This is a genomic window from Clostridia bacterium (assembly GCA_016887505.1).
In the GTDB taxonomy this organism is placed as follows: domain Bacteria; phylum Bacillota; class TC1; order TC1; family UBA5767; genus UBA5767.
This window is the reverse complement of sequence record CP069393.1, coordinates 2,231,964-2,249,172: the sequence shown is the minus strand read 5'-3', so window position 1 is coordinate 2,249,172 and position 17,209 is coordinate 2,231,964. Positions and strand designations below refer to the sequence as shown.

20 protein-coding genes are annotated in these 17,209 nt (G+C 42.0%); 2 read left to right on the top strand and 18 right to left on the bottom strand.

Annotation, left to right across the window (positions count from 1 at the left end):
- Nucleotides 1–3: 3 nt before the first annotated feature.
- From JR334_10760 to JR334_10710, 11 genes are all read right to left on the bottom strand, one after another.
- Nucleotides 4–723: an NERD domain-containing protein gene (locus JR334_10760; protein ID QRN85412.1), complete on the bottom strand. Its 720-nt coding sequence runs from the start codon at nt 721–723 to the stop codon at nt 4–6.
- Nucleotides 723–1,349 carry an HAD-IA family hydrolase gene (locus JR334_10755; protein QRN85411.1) on the bottom strand — a complete coding sequence of 209 codons (627 nt, stop codon included), beginning with the start codon at nt 1,347–1,349 and terminating at the stop codon, nt 723–725. Before JR334_10755 ends, JR334_10760 begins: the two co-directional genes overlap by 1 nt.
- A 328-nt stretch (nt 1,350–1,677) precedes the next feature.
- The gene (locus JR334_10750) at nt 1,678–2,406 is read right to left on the bottom strand and encodes a GntR family transcriptional regulator (GenBank protein QRN85410.1); all 729 of its coding nucleotides are present in this window, start codon (nt 2,404–2,406) and stop codon (nt 1,678–1,680) included.
- Between the two features lie 217 nt (nt 2,407–2,623).
- On the bottom strand, nt 2,624–3,553 hold the full coding sequence (locus tag JR334_10745) for an ABC transporter permease (protein QRN85409.1): 930 nt from the start codon (nt 3,551–3,553) through the stop codon (nt 2,624–2,626).
- 1 nt (nt 3,554) lies between these two features.
- Complete coding sequence (locus JR334_10740; GenBank protein QRN85408.1) at nt 3,555–4,622, bottom strand: ABC transporter permease; 1,068 nt, start codon at nt 4,620–4,622, stop codon at nt 3,555–3,557.
- 62 nt (nt 4,623–4,684) lie between these two features.
- Complete coding sequence (locus JR334_10735) at nt 4,685–5,698, bottom strand: BMP family protein (GenBank protein ID QRN85407.1); 1,014 nt, start codon at nt 5,696–5,698, stop codon at nt 4,685–4,687.
- Entirely contained in the window at nt 5,699–7,228 is a 1,530-nt protein-coding gene (locus JR334_10730) for an ABC transporter ATP-binding protein (protein QRN85406.1), read from the bottom strand.
- A gap of 4 nt (nt 7,229–7,232) precedes the next feature.
- Complete coding sequence (locus JR334_10725; GenBank protein ID QRN85405.1) at nt 7,233–7,934, bottom strand: flavodoxin family protein; 702 nt, start codon at nt 7,932–7,934, stop codon at nt 7,233–7,235.
- 261 nt (nt 7,935–8,195) lie between these two features.
- Nucleotides 8,196–8,909: a CPBP family intramembrane metalloprotease gene (locus tag JR334_10720; protein ID QRN85404.1), complete on the bottom strand. Its 714-nt coding sequence runs from the start codon at nt 8,907–8,909 to the stop codon at nt 8,196–8,198.
- Nucleotides 8,910–8,913: 4 nt separating this feature from the next.
- Complete coding sequence (locus tag JR334_10715) at nt 8,914–10,281, bottom strand: MATE family efflux transporter (protein ID QRN85403.1); 1,368 nt, start codon at nt 10,279–10,281, stop codon at nt 8,914–8,916.
- A gap of 159 nt (nt 10,282–10,440) precedes the next feature.
- Nucleotides 10,441–10,941: a flavin reductase family protein gene (locus JR334_10710; GenBank protein QRN85402.1), complete on the bottom strand. Its 501-nt coding sequence runs from the start codon at nt 10,939–10,941 to the stop codon at nt 10,441–10,443.
- Between the two features lie 432 nt (nt 10,942–11,373).
- Between JR334_10710 and JR334_10705 the strand changes: the two genes are divergently transcribed.
- Entirely contained in the window at nt 11,374–12,117 is a 744-nt protein-coding gene (locus JR334_10705) for a GntR family transcriptional regulator (GenBank protein QRN85401.1), read from the top strand.
- Nucleotides 12,118–12,207: 90 nt separating this feature from the next.
- Here JR334_10705 and JR334_10700 read toward each other — a convergent pair whose 3' ends face one another.
- Nucleotides 12,208–12,480, bottom strand: a complete 273-nt coding sequence (locus JR334_10700) for a PspC domain-containing protein (GenBank protein QRN85400.1) — start codon at nt 12,478–12,480, stop codon at nt 12,208–12,210.
- Between the two features lie 59 nt (nt 12,481–12,539).
- On the bottom strand, nt 12,540–13,232 hold the full coding sequence (locus tag JR334_10695; protein QRN85399.1) for a M48 family metallopeptidase: 693 nt from the start codon (nt 13,230–13,232) through the stop codon (nt 12,540–12,542).
- Nucleotides 13,233–13,481: 249 nt separating this feature from the next.
- On the opposite strand from JR334_10695, the gene JR334_10690 reads away from it, so the two are divergent.
- Entirely contained in the window at nt 13,482–13,682 is a 201-nt protein-coding gene (locus tag JR334_10690; GenBank protein ID QRN85398.1) for a cold-shock protein, read from the top strand.
- 73 nt (nt 13,683–13,755) lie between these two features.
- Here JR334_10690 and JR334_10685 read toward each other — a convergent pair whose 3' ends face one another.
- Genes JR334_10685 through JR334_10665 form a run of 5 tightly spaced genes read right to left on the bottom strand, consistent with a single transcriptional unit; the run spans nt 13,756 to nt 17,130 of the window.
- Nucleotides 13,756–14,043 carry a TlpA family protein disulfide reductase gene (locus tag JR334_10685; GenBank protein QRN85397.1) on the bottom strand — a complete coding sequence of 96 codons (288 nt, stop codon included), beginning with the start codon at nt 14,041–14,043 and terminating at the stop codon, nt 13,756–13,758.
- Nucleotides 14,044–14,061: 18 nt separating this feature from the next.
- Nucleotides 14,062–14,298, bottom strand: a complete 237-nt coding sequence (locus tag JR334_10680; GenBank protein QRN85396.1) for a redoxin domain-containing protein — start codon at nt 14,296–14,298, stop codon at nt 14,062–14,064.
- An 8-nt stretch (nt 14,299–14,306) separates the two neighbouring features.
- A complete protein-coding gene (locus JR334_10675) occupies nt 14,307–14,999 on the bottom strand; it encodes a cytochrome c biogenesis protein CcdA (protein ID QRN85395.1) in 693 nt (230 codons plus the stop codon).
- 8 nt (nt 15,000–15,007) lie between these two features.
- On the bottom strand, nt 15,008–16,162 hold the full coding sequence (locus JR334_10670; protein QRN85394.1) for a DUF362 domain-containing protein: 1,155 nt from the start codon (nt 16,160–16,162) through the stop codon (nt 15,008–15,010).
- Nucleotides 16,163–16,173: 11 nt separating this feature from the next.
- Nucleotides 16,174–17,130 (bottom strand): aminoglycoside phosphotransferase family protein, encoded by a 957-nt coding sequence (locus JR334_10665; GenBank protein QRN85393.1) that lies wholly within the window; start codon nt 17,128–17,130, stop codon nt 16,174–16,176.
- Between the last annotated feature and the right edge of the window lie 79 nt (nt 17,131–17,209).

Below are 17,209 nucleotides of genomic sequence, written 5' to 3'. Positions count from 1 at the left end.
CAATCACTTCCCTACTAGTGCCTCGTACAGTTTTTCAGCGGGAATGGCCGCAGGGCCATGTGTACCGAGATACTTTAATAGCGTTTTGGTTTCGCCCCTAGATAGAAAAACAATTTCTACTTTTTCTGTCTTTAATTGCTCCTGTTGGGCCGTATCCACCAGGGTGTCTCCTGCAAACACCAAGACGCCCCTAACCAGAGCCTTTTTTGCACCATTATGATCCAACAACTGTCTTGCACAATACATTCTGTCTTCCAACTGCTCTATAGGATTGGCAATCGCCTTTTTGTAGTTCGTCTTGCTAACTAGCCATCGGCCGTCCACTTTTTCTATCTTTCCCTTGTAATGTTTAACCTCAATAATACTTACTGCGCCCCGGGTACATACTAGGGCATCCACTTCATATCGGCGTCCCTTTCCAATACGTAGGTTGGGGGCCACAATGCATTCACTACTAAGCTTTTTAAGAATGCGAAATACCTGTTTTTCGCCCCGCAAACCTTGGCCGTAAATGCCTCGGTCTTTTTGGGTAGACTTAGCCAATCCAAAAGATACTGCAGATAATACAAGAAGCGACAACTGCCACCAGGCAAATTGTCGAATCGATAAGACAAAAAAGCTGAGAAATAAGGCAACAAAAAAGAAATAGGCAACATAAGTCTTACGGAGTATTCTCGCATACTCCTGGCTCAGCCTACTTCTCCTAGCAATCCACTTAGCCATCAGAAGCCCAGTATCCTTTTGAGTTCACTCACTTCTTCTATCAGATAATTTGGTTTCTCAGCCTTCAAGCGGTCTATGGAATTAAAGCCCCAGGTTACTGCAGCAACATCGATGCCCACTTTTTTGGCTGCCACAATGTCTCTCGCCTCATCACCTACATATAGTACATCTCTTTTTTTAAAATTATACTGATGTAGCACCTTCTTCAAATGCTTCGATTTTCCAAACACAGAACTAGATCGCAAAAAATCGAACATCTGGATATTATGCAATTCAAAAAAAGCTTCTACGTTGTCTGCAGAATTAGACGTAATGATTCCAGTCATGATTAAGCTGTCCGACAAAGAGTGAAACAAGTCTTCTAGTTCCGGCCGACACAATTCCGCACTAGAAACCTCTTGACGCAAAATACCATGCGCTTCTTTGACAATAAAGGGCAAACGAAAACGAGATATGCCCATATATGTCATCCCTTCCCGTACCGTCATATGCTTTATCATCGGGATCTCATTTTTGGTTAATTTTCTAAAATTATATTTTTCAGATAGTTTTATGGCTATTTGAAGAGCTAGGTCCTCGGTATCGCCAATTGTACCGTCAAAATCAAATATTACGCATTTATACATCGTACACCTCTTTACCCATTATACCAAAAGGCCACGGAAAATATAGAACTAAAAATATCTGTATCCTAGACAAATTATTCTGAGTCACAGTCTAACCCTAAAAACGGGATAAAATAGGGCCTTGGTTAACAAAGCCTTAGATAATTTTTTCTATTTTTCTCACTGAATATTCTCATTTCAGATATAAAAAAGGCATCTTTGGTGCTATTTTGGATTTCACAAAAAGGGGGGAGCGGTGGTAGGTATTACGCAAAAGATGTGTCCTTTTCTGTCTCGAGGGTAGAAAAAATATGGATTGCATCCTGTTTAGAATACAATCCACGTTACACTACTTTCTTATCATAGCCATTTCCATTATTTCGGGATTAAAATAGCTATAGGAACAACAAAGCAATTCATCATACTTATTGTAGTGAACCTCGCTCCACATCTGAACACATAGTCCCTCAGGCTGTTTCAAATACTTGGACACTGTTTGGGGCAGGGCACCCACTTCCCAATGAATGACGGCATGGTCGAATTCAACAATATAGCCATCCCAGAATTTTGATACAAACTCTTCATCTGTAAGCTCTTTAAAGTCGGGATAGTCGGGAACCAAAAACAATCCAACAACAGCAGGAGTCGAATCTGCGTAATATACATTGGCAATAAGCCGGTATTGCCCAGACCTTATCCGTTTGGGAAAGTACTTCTCCCCAAGATGCATCAAGCGCTCATCCTTCTCGTCCTTCATGAGAAAAGTATCTAGGTTTACTTGATAGCCTTTTTCTTCAATCAGGTCGGTAAAGTCCTTGATTAAATCTATCCGCATCTTGATATTACGCGTACTAAGATTCAGAAAATTGCCCTTCCCTTTCATCTTGGTCACCGTTCCGTTCATTTCCATTTCTCGCAGGATTTCCCGCACGGTTCCCAAACTCATTTCTAAAATCTTTGCCAAATCACTTTCATTGGGCAACTTACGCCCTGGAAATGACCTACTGTCGATATATTCTAAAAACTTTTTTCGTTTCAATTTATAACTGCTTTGGAATATCTTTCTTGGTTGGACCATCTCATTCTCCTATACTTTCTAATACCATACAAGTTTCAGATTCTCTATCTCAAATCTAAAAAACGCCTATAAATAATAACACACAATCAATACCAAGAAAAGTAAACAAAAACCAATCTTGTCAACTAGGTTGTGACCAGTAAGATATTACCGTAGCTCTTTTTCCAATCTTATACCAAAGTCGCACCTGAATTCAAATGTAGGCTTAGAATCCAAACTATTCCTTATCGTATCTACCACCTAAAGCAGCAGGAGCATTTCCACCACCTACGGTAATTACCAAAGCTATAATCGTAATAATATAGGGAACCATCAGTGCTGCCTGGTATGGAATATCGATACCCACAATCTGGACAATATCAGATACGGCAGTTGCTGCACCAAATACCAGACATCCTACTAAAACGCCTACCGAAGAATACCGACCTAATATAATTGCTGAAAACGCAATCCAGCCTCGGCCATTCACCATATTTTCCAAAAATACCCGGGCCATGGTCAAGGTCATAACACCACCACCAAGAGCGGCCAGCATGCTACCACCTACAATGGCAAAGGTTCTGTTCTTGATGACATCTATGCCTACCGCTGCTGCTGCATATGGATTTTCCCCGACAGCCTTTACATTCAAGCCTGTCGTAGTCCTATTCAGAAAATAGGCCATGACAAGAACGAGCGCCACCAACAAGTAGACTAAGATGTTCTGTTGAAAGAGAATGCCCAGAAAAGGAATGCTCGACAATATGGGTATTGGAATATCTCCCAACATGTTATCTACCATGGTATTGGCTCCAGAAGAGCCTATGATTCTGAAAAAATATCCCGTCAAGCCCAAGTAAAAAATATTAATTCCAATACCCATAACCAATTGGCTTGCTTTATATTTCAGAATGCTGATACTAAGAGCCAGACCCGTCAAGGCGCCAATAGCCAAGGCACATAAAACGCCAACTAGGATTGAGCCTGTCACTAAATTCCCATAATAGGCAAAAAAGGCACCGGCTAGCATCAGTCCCTCCAAAGCAAAGTTCAGCACACCAGCTTTTTCGGTGATTAGTCCACCCAATGCAGCATAAAGAATCGGAACGGAATAGCGTATGGTAGACCCCAACAGTATACCGAGTACTATCGCAAATTGAGAATCCATATTACTGTCCCTCCTTCATCATCTTTTCAGACCGTTTCTCGATAAAATAAGCACTAATAATGACAGCAATGATGACGATTCCCTGTAAAGCATGTACCAATGGATACGGCACGCCAACACTTCGTTGCATCGCCCCGCCACCTACTCGGATAATCGCAAACAGCAAGGCACTCAAAGCCATACCTACCGGATGGTACTGCCCCATCACAGCAGCTCCAATACCATCGAATCCATAGCCGAGAAATGTTCCGGATACCCAACGCGACTGGTATCCCAGCAAGTTCAAGCCTCCGCCTAATCCAGCCAGTCCTCCACTAATAATCATACCAATAATAATCATTTTTTTCGGGTTGATGCCTGCATACATAGCTGCCTTGCTATTGGCCCCAACGGCTCTTAATTCATAACCACCTGGAGTTCTCCAAACGTAGTAGTAAACGACTACCGCCACAGCAATTGCAATAAATAAGCCTAAATGAACCGTTGTGCCGGCTATAATTCTGGGAAGCGCAGCCGTGGCAGCAATCTTTTGAGATTGATCAATTAAACTATTCGGATCCTTCAATACGGTTTCAATAATGATATCCATCAGGTAAACCGCAATGTAGTTGAGCATCACCGTCGTTAAGAGTTCATTAGCACCGAAACGAAACTTGAGGAAACCTGCAATTCCCAACCATAGAATCCCAAATATCACTGCAGCCAGTAGCGACAAAAATATATGAATCGGTGCGGGTAAGCCAACCGCATAAATACCAACCAGCAAGGCGCCCAATGAGCCTAACGCAATCTGCCCTTCGATACCCACATTATAAAAATGTACTTTCATCCCAATGGCAAATGACATAGTCGCCAGAAACAGAGGTACGAATCGGGTCAAGGTTTCGCCTATTCCATGCTTTGTGCCTAGTGCTCCTGAAAATAAGTATCTAAGCGCCATTAATGGATTAATTCCTGCCAACAGCACCAAAATGGATCCCAGAATAAAGGCCACAAAGACTGCAATACATGTAACCAAAATTCTCATTCGCAGGATTTTTCTCGCCAATTGCGAATCAATACTAGACATGTAAACCTCCTTTAACCTGTAAGGTCACCGGACAGTAAACTGCCCGGTGACTATGGTTCTGTCTATTCCACCACAGGTTCTTCTACTTCTCCATTACTCAGTTTCTGTTCTGCCATCTGTACAGCCTCAATAACTTCAGCAGGGAACTCTGCTTCAAATGCTGGATTCCAAATTAGGGCTTCTGCGCCTTCTTTGATGCCTAGAACGTAGACGCCTGCACGTAAGGTACCGGCTGCCATTTCACGTATTGCATAATCCACATAGATTCCGGAGGGGGTCACTGCACTCGCAATTACCGTATCCGGTGCAACCGCTGTCATATCGGAAGGAGATCCAATCGCCATGATTCCTGCCTCTCTAGCAGTTTCAATCACGCCTACATTTACATTTCCAGAACTGGCAAAAATAACATCGATGCCTTGTTGGATCATTCCGTTTACCAATTCTTTGCCCTTAACAACATCATCCCAGCTACCGGTAAATGCTTCAAGAACCTCAACATCCGGATTTACAGATTTTGCTCCAGCAACGTAGCCGGCTCTCATCCTTTTGCCCATAAAGGAGTCCGTCGCAGTCAGAACGCCTACACTTCCGCTTTCAGATACAGAACCAGCTAGAACGCCAGCCATATAACTAAATTGCCAGCCTGAACTAGTAATGGCTACCACATTGTCTCCAGAGGATTGATAGCCATAGGAAACACTAAACATGACATCAGGAAATTCCGGTGCTACTTCTGCAACAATATCATTGTAATTAAAATCATGTGCAATGATTAGGTCGTATCCCTCATACGCAAAACTACGCATTACCTCTGCAGATTCTGCTACTGGAACACTTTCTTGAAAACTAAACTCAATACCCAAATCTTCTTTTGCTTGAACCAAAGCATCGTATCCAGCTTCGTTCCAAGCACTATCTCCGATAGAGCCCGGGAACAAAACTCCTACTTTAAATGTTTCCATCCCTGGTTCATCAACTGGATTTTCAGAAGCAGGTTCTTCCCCTCCAGCACAACCTACAATCGACACCATGAACATAGCCGCAATCAATAAGGAAATTATTTTCTTTTTCATTTATTCTTCCTTCCTTTTTCCGCCCGCCATCAGCAAACCAATTTCAGCAACTTGTTTATCCTGCACCCTGAAAGTTTCAGACACCTCCCCTTCAAAGATTACACACATTCGATCTGACAATAGTCGTACTTCTTCTAGATCTGTAGATATTAGTAGTATCGTTTTTCCGGCATCCTTCAACTCACAAATTTTCTTATAGACAAATTCAATAGCACCAATATCTAATCCCCAAGTAGGTTGAGCAATGATGAATACATCGTTGTTCCCTTCTATGGCTCTGGAAAGAATGAGCTTTTGCTGGTTACCACCAGACAAATTCTTAGCCCATACATTCAGGGCTGGGGTTTTAATCTTATATTCCTCAACCAAGCGCTTGGAATAATTTCGGATTGCATTGAAATCTTGTCCTAGTCCTTTGATAAAGCTAGGCTTATAGTAGCTGTCCAAGATGACATTTTCCGATACTTGAAACGTTCCGATTAATCCTTCCTTTTTCCGGTCGGCTGGAATATAGGCCATACCCAAGCCCATCCGGCGGCGGGTATTTAAGCCATTTATATTGGAGCCGCGAATCAAAATATTGCCACTATCCGGACTCAGCGTTCCCCATAGTACTTGCGCCAACTCCTCTTGACCATTCCCGTCAATGCCAGCAATACCCAGAATCTCGCCTTCATGGATTTGGAAAGACACGTCCTTTAGTACCTTTCTCCCGTTGCGATTCATTAGTGAGATCTTATCCACTTCTAGTCCGACCGGCCCAAATTGTATTTGGGGAATATCGACACCTAAATTCACTTCTCTACCCACCATCATAGCTGATAGGTCATCTTTGCTAATCTCTTTATTCACTACTGTTTCAATTACTTCACCATCCCGGAGCACTGTTATCCGGTCTGAAATTTGAATTACTTCATCCAGTTTATGTGAAATGAAGATGACTGTTGCACCTTGCTGCTTTAGTTTACCAATGATATTAAATAATCCTTGTGATTCCTGGGGAGTTAGGACAGAAGTCGGTTCATCGAGAATCAAGAATTGAGCATTCCGGTAAAGCACCTTTACGATTTCCACCTTTTGCTGCATGCCAACAGATAAATCTCGAACCTTTTCGTCTAAATCTAAGCGGATATCAAAGCGTTCCACAATTTTTTCCACCCGCGAGCGATGCTTTTCCCGGTCGAGTTGGATTCCCTTATCGGCCTTTAAGCCCATGATAATATTTTCCAACACCGTGAATTCCTGCACCAATAGAAAATGTTGGTGAATCATCCCAATTCCCGCTGCAATAGCGTCTTTCGGACTTTTAACCTCTAGTGGCTTTCCCTCATATTCAACTGTGCCTGAATCTTTACCGTAGATGCCATAGATGACTTTCATCAAGGTGGATTTTCCAGCCCCATTTTCCCCTAAAAGTGTATGGACTTCCCCATATTCAATATCTAAATCAACATCCTTATTCGCCACAACACCAGGGAAAGTCTTTGTCAAGTTCCGGATCTTCAGGATTACATTTCTTTGATCGCCCATTTTCCTATCCTTTCTTGAATGCACTCCTTCGTGCTAAGATCTCTTCTTCACTAATAAAACCTGCATATTGGTATTCCTTATAATCTGTATGTTTTGCCCCCTCTTGAAGCACTTTGGCTAAAACCGCGATCCTACGCCCAATCATACTCACCGTTGCTAGGCCTACCTCGTCATTTTTGGCACCTTCTAAATTAGCACCCTGGGACCACAAGGATCCACCGTTGTAGGCAAAAACGCTACCCGATGCTACGATGTATCCACTGGCTAAAAGCATATTGGTAATTCCTTCCAGGGTAGTATCCTGTCCACCATTTCGAGCACCCCCGACGGCTATACCACCGGCTACCTTGAGACCAAATTTCCCTTGGGAAATCAGTTTTCCGAGTGGTCGCAAACGATTGAAGAAGGTTGTAATTTGCGCATTGGGTGACATCTGATAAACCGGGGATCCGATGATGATTCCATCTGCTTCCAAAATTTTGGGATAGATTTTTGTCATCGCATCATCGAAGGTCGGACAAAAAAGTACGTTTTCCTTAATACACCGGTTGCAATGAATGCAAAAATTGAGCTCCTTACCCCTCAGGTTAATCAGTTCCGTTTCCACGTTTCCCGTTTCTTCTGCAGACTTTAAAGCATATTCCAGTGCATACTGGGTCCCGCTTTTTCTAGGACTCCCGTTTATTGCCAGAATCTTCACTCCCATTATTGTTACCCCTCTCCTTCAAACTATACTCATTCATATATTTATTAAATCTAGTTTATAGAATATATTTTATTTCTGTACATTGTTTTTGTCAAGCGCTTATCGTAACCATATGTGTTAGACAACACCATTTGCCCGAAGTAGAAACCGCAATCCCAAAACAACCAAAGAGCACTGCTTTGGGCTAATAGCCTAAAGCAGTGCTCTTCTATATTCTATATTCAATGTTCTATGTTCTATGTTCTATGTTCAATTATATTGCTAGGACATGATGTGGTAACCAATCAATACGATTGCCAGATCTGCACAAACATGAACAAAATAGCTGTTCAAAAAAGTCTGGTTCTTCTCATCTAGATAACAAAATAGAAAACCAGATAGCATGAGGCCTAACAAGGCAACCAAAAATAGTAGGGGGTTGAACCAGGTATTTATAACCGAAATATGATAGATGCTAAACAAGATGGAGCTAAACAAATAGGCATACCACCGATTCATTCTTTTCAAGAGACCCAGGAAAACATAGCCTCGAAATAGCATTTCCTCGAGAAGCGCATTCCCGAAAGCTAAGTATAGCCCATAGTAGAGTAGTTGTTCTCTAGCAATACCATACTTTTCTTGTAGACTCGCCACGATATTTCCTAGATTCATATATGGCGCTGTGAGCCAGTAAACTAGGAGTATGGCGAAAAAGGCCAGCACACCTAGAAGCAAGTGTAACCGTCTCTTCTTATCTACCAATTTGTTCCCTTGCCTTAGGCGATAATTGGCAATCGATTCTTTGATGAAATTATCCTTAAATCTGTAACTATACAGGCCGAACACCATAGCCAAAGCTAGAATCTTGACTACTGACTTCCAAAAATATGGTATCTGCATCACAGCATCAACATAATATAGAAGTGCAACCATGATAATGGAGCTATATAGGATAAATATTTTTTTTCGATCCATCTCTACCTTCCTCGTGTCCATTTTTTTAAGAGCATTCATTCCCTGCCTCAATCTTCTTGCCTATTATCTTTTTCATATGAGCATCTAGCGCTTTCGTTCCTACCAAAGCCATGATTACCCACGAGATGGCTAGGGCCATATAAATCCCCTGTGAGTAGAAGAAAACGCGAAGTACTAGAGCCAAGGGGATACATATCACGAACATTTGTGTAAGCATCATGAGTGCAGAAATTCTAGGTTGCCCTGTCACATTGAAAATATTGGCTGTCGCTTGTAAAACAACGTAGAAAATATATCCAGCTGAAACCGTTCTTAGATACAGTACTGCTTGGTTTATAACTTTCACCTCGTCGCTAAACACAGCTGCAATTCTTTCACCAAATACGAACGCTAGCATGAGCAATATTAGACCGTTCATAATGGCAAATTTCACCGCATACTCCCTTGTCTTTTTGATGCGGTCCATCCGTCCTGCACCAAAGTTCTGACCTACGAACGGTGCTAGTACAGAAACAAACGCGTTGCCGACCATCAGTAGAAACATTTCCATCTTGCTAGCCACACCAAATCCAGCTACCGTTACCGTTCCATAGGTAGCAAGAAGCGCTGTCAAAACTCCAATACTGACCGGCTGCATGGTCCGTGTCAGGGCTACCGGAAGCCCTACTTCTAGCAGTTCTCCCCAATTCTTTTTAAGAACTTTAGCGGAAATGCCACGAAATACCAATAGTTTTTCCCGTTTTCCCAGAACATAACTAGCAACGACAAAGGTAATAATTCGCCCACATACCGTAGCCAAGGCGGCACCAGCCATACCCATTTCAGGAAATATGCCTATACCAAATATCAATAAATAGTCAAGCACTGCATTGCTAAGTCCAGATAGCATCATAACCACAGCGGGGGTTCTGGTATCTCCCGTAGCCCGGATGGCATTGTTTCCCACCATGGGAATCACAACAAAGACCGAGCCAAGGTACCAAATACTCATATACTCTTTTATATAGGGTAAAACATCTTCTTTTGCCCCTAAAAGTTGAAAAACTGGTTCAATGGTTAAAAGCCCTATGATGCTAATGACAGCTGCTAGTATTACCGCCAGAACCAAACTATCCGTAGTGATTCTAGCCGCTTGCTCATGATTGCCCTGACCGATGGCCCTGGATACTAGTGCAGAAGTTCCAATCCCCAATCCCAAAGCAAAACTATTGATCAACATAACCACGGGGAACGTGAATCCCATGGCCCCCAATTGAATCACGCCAAGTCGCCCAATAAAATAGGTATCCACCAAATTGAAAATGACCAAGCCAAGCATCCCGAAAATCATGGGCCAGGTCATCTGAAATAATTGTTTCTTAATGTTTCCATCTATAAGTGTCGCACGTCTCATATGGTTCTCATTTCTATGTTTTCTTTTTCTCATTGTACAAATTTGGGCAATAAAATGCAATCCAGCTAGGAACTACTCTTCCAAGAAAAAACACACTCTACGAAACATACTGTAGAATGTGTCCTTTTCAACCATTATCTAATTTATTCAATCAAATGTCTATCTAAAATCCATCGGCGTAAAGGCTTTCTTGATTATCTCTCCTTTATCATTCACAATATCTTGATTTGCTTGAATCGCCACAATTTCTCCTACAAACATTTCATGCGATCCTGTCACGATGGAATCAACAACCTTGCACTCAATATTGACTGGACAATCAAGAAGAACAGGGGCACCTACTTTTTTGCCTTGTTCCCAAGCTGCGCCGAACTCCTTAAACTTATCCATATCGCTACCCGACTTAGTGCCCATAAAGGTAAACATTTCACGTTGTTCTTCCGACGGAATATTGACTACAAATTCTTTCGTTTCCGTAATCAACTTATGGGAATGGCGACTCGGTACAACCCCCACCATAACCATGGGGGGATCAAAGCTACAGTTGCAGGCATAGGCCACAACTAGGGCATTGGGGGTTCCATCTTTTCCTTTGCAGGAAACTAGTAAATCCACTTCCGGTTGAATGCAGGTTTTCCAATTCAGTACATCTTTTTTCATCTTATTTCTCCTCGTATGCATATTTTTTTGTTATTATTCTTGCTTTGCTTAATCACCTTTCATTCACTTATACAATGAAATGAAAGGGCAAATCCCTATCCCAACAGACTTGCGAAAGCTTGACCTCAAACGCAACTAGCTAGTAGTACATAACTACATGAGCTATATGGGCTTATGCTCATAATATCTTATATCATACTGCTCGGACCCAGGACATTCAATAGCCCTATGGCTATTTTCAGTATTAATGTCAAAAACTTTGGCCACCACCAATACTATTACAATAGACAATATCCTAACACCTTGTGGGACAAGAAAGCCGGTTGGTCCAAGAACAGTCAAAGACAAATCAATATTTACATAGAGAAATATTGATGTTATCTTTATAAATAAGCATTTTGTTATATTGGATTGTTCAACAAGGAGTAATAAATGAAAAGAGTCATAGTGGAAAGCCTAAAGGACAAGGTAGAAAAAGAATTAAAATCATATATAGAACGTACAGAAGACAATAAACTTCCAACGGAAGAACAATTGGCTACGCAATTGGGTGTTAGCCGGCAGACCATCAGAGAAGCGTTGGCAAATCTAACCCAAAAAGGCTATATTGCCAAAAGAAAAGGAAAGGGAAACTACATCCTAAAAAGTGTTCTTAAAACGAAGATGCGGGTAGACTTGTCACAGGATTTTGCTACCATCATCGATAGCCTGGGCCTAGAGCCTTCGCAAAAAAGGACCTTTATCCAAGAACGTTCCGGAAACGAAGAATTAGCAAAACGACTGGACTTGGATCCCAATGAACCATTGTTAGACTTTCGTTGGGACTATTACGCAGACGGTCAACTGGCAATCCAGGGTTATGTTTCCATTCCCAAAAAGCTCTTTGCTAAGATTCCTGAAGATGACATGGTCTATGGCAAAGAGAATGTCCAAATCGATAGCCTGTATACCAATCATTGCAGCCAAGATGTCAGCCACAATATCATCAAGGTTAGTGCTACCATTAACTCAGTGACTTCCCAGGCCTTCGGCCTAGACCCTCGTACCATCCTCATGTTCTGGGATGAAACTTTCTACAATTACTTGGACCAGCCCATTGGAGTCTGCGATATCTTTTTCAATCCCAATATCCTACAAATGAGCATGGTCAGTACCCATGAACAGATTTTTCGCTAAAAAACCGGCATCGTAATCGATGCCGGTTTTCTTATTCCATAGTCACCCAGCGCAGGTAGCTACTATATCCTGTTAGCAATACGGTAGAGCTTAGTTCTTATCTTCTTCTGCAACATCGTCGACTTCCACGATGATTTCCTCAACATCTTCTTTCGCTTGACTCTTCTCTTCTTCCACTTTTTGGGGATCCGGCATAATAATTGCCATAATGATATACAGCAAGAAGCCAGTTCCATAAACCAAAATCGCCAACGCCCAAATAAGCCGGATAACGGTGGGATCAATATTAAAATACTCCGCTACACCACCACATACACCGAATATTTTCTTATCCTTTGACTTGGCTAATTTCTTTTCCGCCATAATAATACCTCCTTCGTTATACTACGTTACATTATATCAAAGAAATGTTCCAAATGCCTCTAATTCCTCCCCCAACTCAGAAGATAGCCATGGTTTTTAAGCCAACCCTGGTGTTCTAGGTAGTCCGGCACATAGCTAGCAACCAGCCCATAGAATGCCCTTGAATGATTCATATGAACCAAGTGGGCTAGTTCATGCACAATTAGGTAATCGATGACCTGAGGCGGCGCTAGCATGATTCTCGCATTTAAATTAAGGTTACGCCGGCCGCTGCAACTTCCCCACCGTGTTTTTTGGTCCTTGATTCTAAGCGTATTGTAGGTCAAGTCCATTTTTTGAGCCCACTTTTCTGTTCGCTCGTCCAAATAAGACTTGGCCTTTTGCCTAATAAATGATAGCAAGGCTGTTTTGGCATTTTCCTCATCTAGAGCAGCAATTTCCAAATGCCCCTTTTCAGAATCCACAGTTACAACGGGATCCTTGCTCCTCGTTCGTCTTACTTCTAAATCCCTTCCCAAAAAGGGGAAATAGCTACTATCGGCTAAGGTAAGAGCCTCTTCTTGCAGGCGTCGCTTCTCCAGTTGCTGTCTTGTACGTTCTATCCAAGCACTCTTCTCCTCAACAATACCCATAATCTCTCGTTTGCTCATACCAATCGGTGCACGGACTATTAATTTGCCATCCTCCAAGCACTGAAGTGTTACGGATTTTCGCTTGCTTTTCTTTATCGTAATCTTCTTTATTTTATCCATAACAATAGTATACAATTATTTTGATTTCGTGTAACTTTTCACTACTCATTTTGCCATTCTTTTTTTGCAAATTTCGAAAAATAATTTGCTTTTTCTGCACTTTTATACTATTCTTAATTTGTACCTTGAGGTTGTAGTAAGTATTGTTATGTAGAAGCGGAATTATTGGGAGCTGTTTAGGCGCAAAATATTTCAGGTCTTAATGATGACATTTACCAAGTTTAAGGATTAAAAATTTTGGAGGAAAACATGGCAAACGGTAAAGTAAAATGGTTTAACAGCGAAAAGGGTTTTGGTTTTATTGAATCTGAAGATGGTACTGATGTATTCGTACATTTTTCACAAATTCAAAAAGAAGGTTTCAAATCCTTGGACGAAGGCGAAGAAGTGACTTTTGATGTAACTCAAGGTGCTAAAGGACCTCAAGCAGAAAACGTAGTATCCATCTAATTATAGCAACTACGAAAAGCAAAGACTGTGGCATATGCCACAGTCTTTTTATATGCTTTCTTTACTGAACTCCTCACTGCTTGTTCTCCCGAATGGCTTCTAAAAACATTTCAGCACGCTCCTTAGGCAACATACCTTGGTAGGCACCCAAATTGGCTCCATCCGTAGCAATAAAATAAGTTGTCGGCACACCACTGATTAAGTACTTTCTGCTCAATAGCGCATCCGGATCCAACAAGATGGTCAAATCATAGCCACCTTCTTCAGCATAATCCTGCACACTTTGCAGGTCTTCACCCACGTTGACAACGATTACTTTAGTATCCTCATTTGCTGCATCCACTTCTTCTAAAAGAGGCAACTCCTCTTTACAAAAGTGTCAGCCCGTGGAAAAGAAGGTTAACAGTACCATTTGACCTCGGTAATCCTCTATTGAGACCTCTTCACCATCTAGACTAGTGAGTGTAAAACTAGGAACCGTCTCTTCAATCGCGAGTTCCGTACCGTCGTCTACATAACTCAGAAGCTCTACCTCGGATACCGGCTTTGAACAACCGGTTACCAAAAGAAACGTCAGCAATAGCAATCCACCACGTCTCCAAAATTTTCTACGCATTTATCCTCCTAACCAAACAGCGAGGCTACTCTGCCCATCTGTTCAAACAGCAACAACAATGCAAATAGCACCATCATTATTCCACCCAGCTTGGGCAATAGCCGAATCAAGCGTTCATTCCTGGCAATAAATCCCTTAAATCGGTCAATAAAAAAGGCGGTAAGTAGAAAGGGAATACCCATACCCAAAGAATAGATTAAAAGCAACAACATGCCGTGTCCCATCGTGTCAGACTGTCCGGCGAGCATTAATATGGAAGCCAAAATAGGTCCAAAACAAGGAGTCCAACCTGCCGCAAAGGCCATACCAATCAGGATAGACGTTGGCCAGCCTCCCTTTTTTTTCGGTCCTTCCAATCTCTTTTCCATTTCCAAAAAAGGCAAATGGATAACACCCAGCATCTGTAAACCCAACACGAGTAGCAAAGCGCCACTGATTCTAGTAAACCAAACTCTTTCCGTTAACAAGAATCGCCCTATGGCACTGGCCGTGGAACCCATTAAGATAAAGATAAGGCTAAAGCCAATGACAAAGCCCAAAGTCCTTACCATGGTCCTACTGCGATTCGTTTTCGCTTCTGCCATGGTCGTACCAGAGATATAAAAAATATATACTGGGATCAAAGGCAAAATACAAGGACTAAAAAAAGACACCAGGCCGGCTCCAAAGGCTACTAGCAATGATACATTTTCTGCAAACATAGTCACACCTACCTGTCCATTTTTAGCAGTTTTGCGATAAGGGGATATTCAATTTCGATGGCACCCACAGGGCATATTTCTTGACAGCAGAAACAACGGATGCACGCATCATAATTCCAATGGGGCTTTAGTCCGTTTTCATCCACAAAATCTATTACCTTGGGTTTTTCAGGGCAAATATCTCCACATCTTTTGCAACTGATACAAAGTTCAGGCTTTAATACAGGTTTAGGGGCCGTTAGCTTCTGCACGATTTGTCCCGCAAATCCTTCATTGAAACGCACATTGCTACGTCCTCGAACTCGGACAAAATGCTCCGGTTCCATATCCTCAATGCTTTCACCCAAAATCTGAATCTGTGAAATTTTTGTAGGTCCGAAACCACTCGCTTCTGCTTCCCTCAGGTAGGGAATATCGTTCGGGTCATAGCCAATCAAGGTAGCAGCCACCGTATCTACTGCACTTAAACTATCTCCCAGTATCAATGTTTCCATCGGATTCGGATGTCCATTCTTAGGACCGTTTCCTTCCATGGCCACGATACCATCTAACACAGCAAACTTAGCGTCAACCAAGCGGTTGAGATCGAGAAGCATACGAGAAAAATCCCGAATTTTCGGCATCCTGCCATGCAAAGAAGCCTTCTTGAGTCCTGGAATACAACCAAACTGGTTTTTAATGGCTCCGGTATAGGAAGTCATGCCATGCGTTTTTAACCTGGGGAGGGATACCAAAACATCGGTCTCTAGCACTGCACTCGCAATGTCGAAGCGTGGCACCAAAAGATAGTCTTCTAGGGTAACCTGCTCAAAAGATTCAAACGGATCAAAGTCTACCCCGTATCGTTTCGCTACTTCAATTAATCCACAGGATTCAGCCGCCTTAAAAGCATGACCAAAACCAGGGGAATCGCCGAAGCTAATGGAACCAGCGTAATCTTTGAAAATTCGAATTATTGCTTCAAACGTGCGATAATCTGTCACTACCGGTGATCCCGGCGGCTCACTAGAAAGCAGGTTCGGCTTTAAAAGTACCTTTGCGCCATAGGGGATTAGTTTTCGAATATATTCTTCGCCCCCCAGCAAATCAAACCCCTTACGCAAGGTTTGTTCCACAAGATCTACATCGTATTCTTTACATCGTAATAATGCTACCTTTTGCATACTGTTCCTTTCTATCTGTCAATCAGATTCAATGTATGAATAAAGTAACTTTCCAACATAGCCAAATAAGCGCCATTGGTCTCTTCCTCAGAGATTAATTGCACAATGGAAAGCAGGTCACGCAACTTGCTCATCAACCACCAGTCCACATCCAAGGCCTGGGGCAATACTTCTTTATATCCGTTATAAAAGGCAGTCTGAATTTCCTCATTACCACTAACGCCCCGAAAAAGCTGTCCAATATCTGCATACCGATGTCCCGCAGACACAAACTCCCAATCTAGGAAAATCAACTTCCCTTGGCCGATTAGTATGTTGTCTCCGTTACAGTCTCCATGCACCAAACAAATGTCACTATCCATTTTTTCCAATTCTTTGTGTCTTCTTCTTACTAGATAATTTACACGGTTCAGTAATTCTTCCCCCAACCACTCAGATAGTTTCGACGTATCAAACTCGGAAAGCCAATCCAAAACCGGGGGAAGCGCTTCTTTCACTTCCAACTTTTCATCCAAAAACCCACACACATTAAATGTTTTGGTGCTATGAATGGCAGCCAGCTTCTTACCTAAGTTGAAAAATATTTCCTCTGCATTTCTTCGTGGCATATTCGGCAATATTTCACTAAGTTCTTTACCTTCCACAAAGTCATACAGGGAATATTCCAATCCCTTATCCTTATAACTACACAAACGCTCCGGATGCCTGATCCCCTTATCCAGATTCTTAAACACTGCTTTTTCTACTTCTACGTCTCCAAACTCAAGGATATCTTTCCGGACACGCATAAGAAACTTACCATGGTCTGTACTTAAAAGATAGTTCTGGTTTCTATGCCCTTTTGGAAGTCGGTAATAATCTATTAATCGTTCCTTGGGGGCCAACGATTCAAATAAATAAACCACTTGACTGCTTTGCAAATCGTTATATACATTCTCCGCGTTATCTTGGTAATACAATACGTCCACCTCTAATTCTTTTTATAATCCCATTCTACCTAATGATGCAATAAATCCATAATCTTTCAGCAACCTACGAAAAAAACAA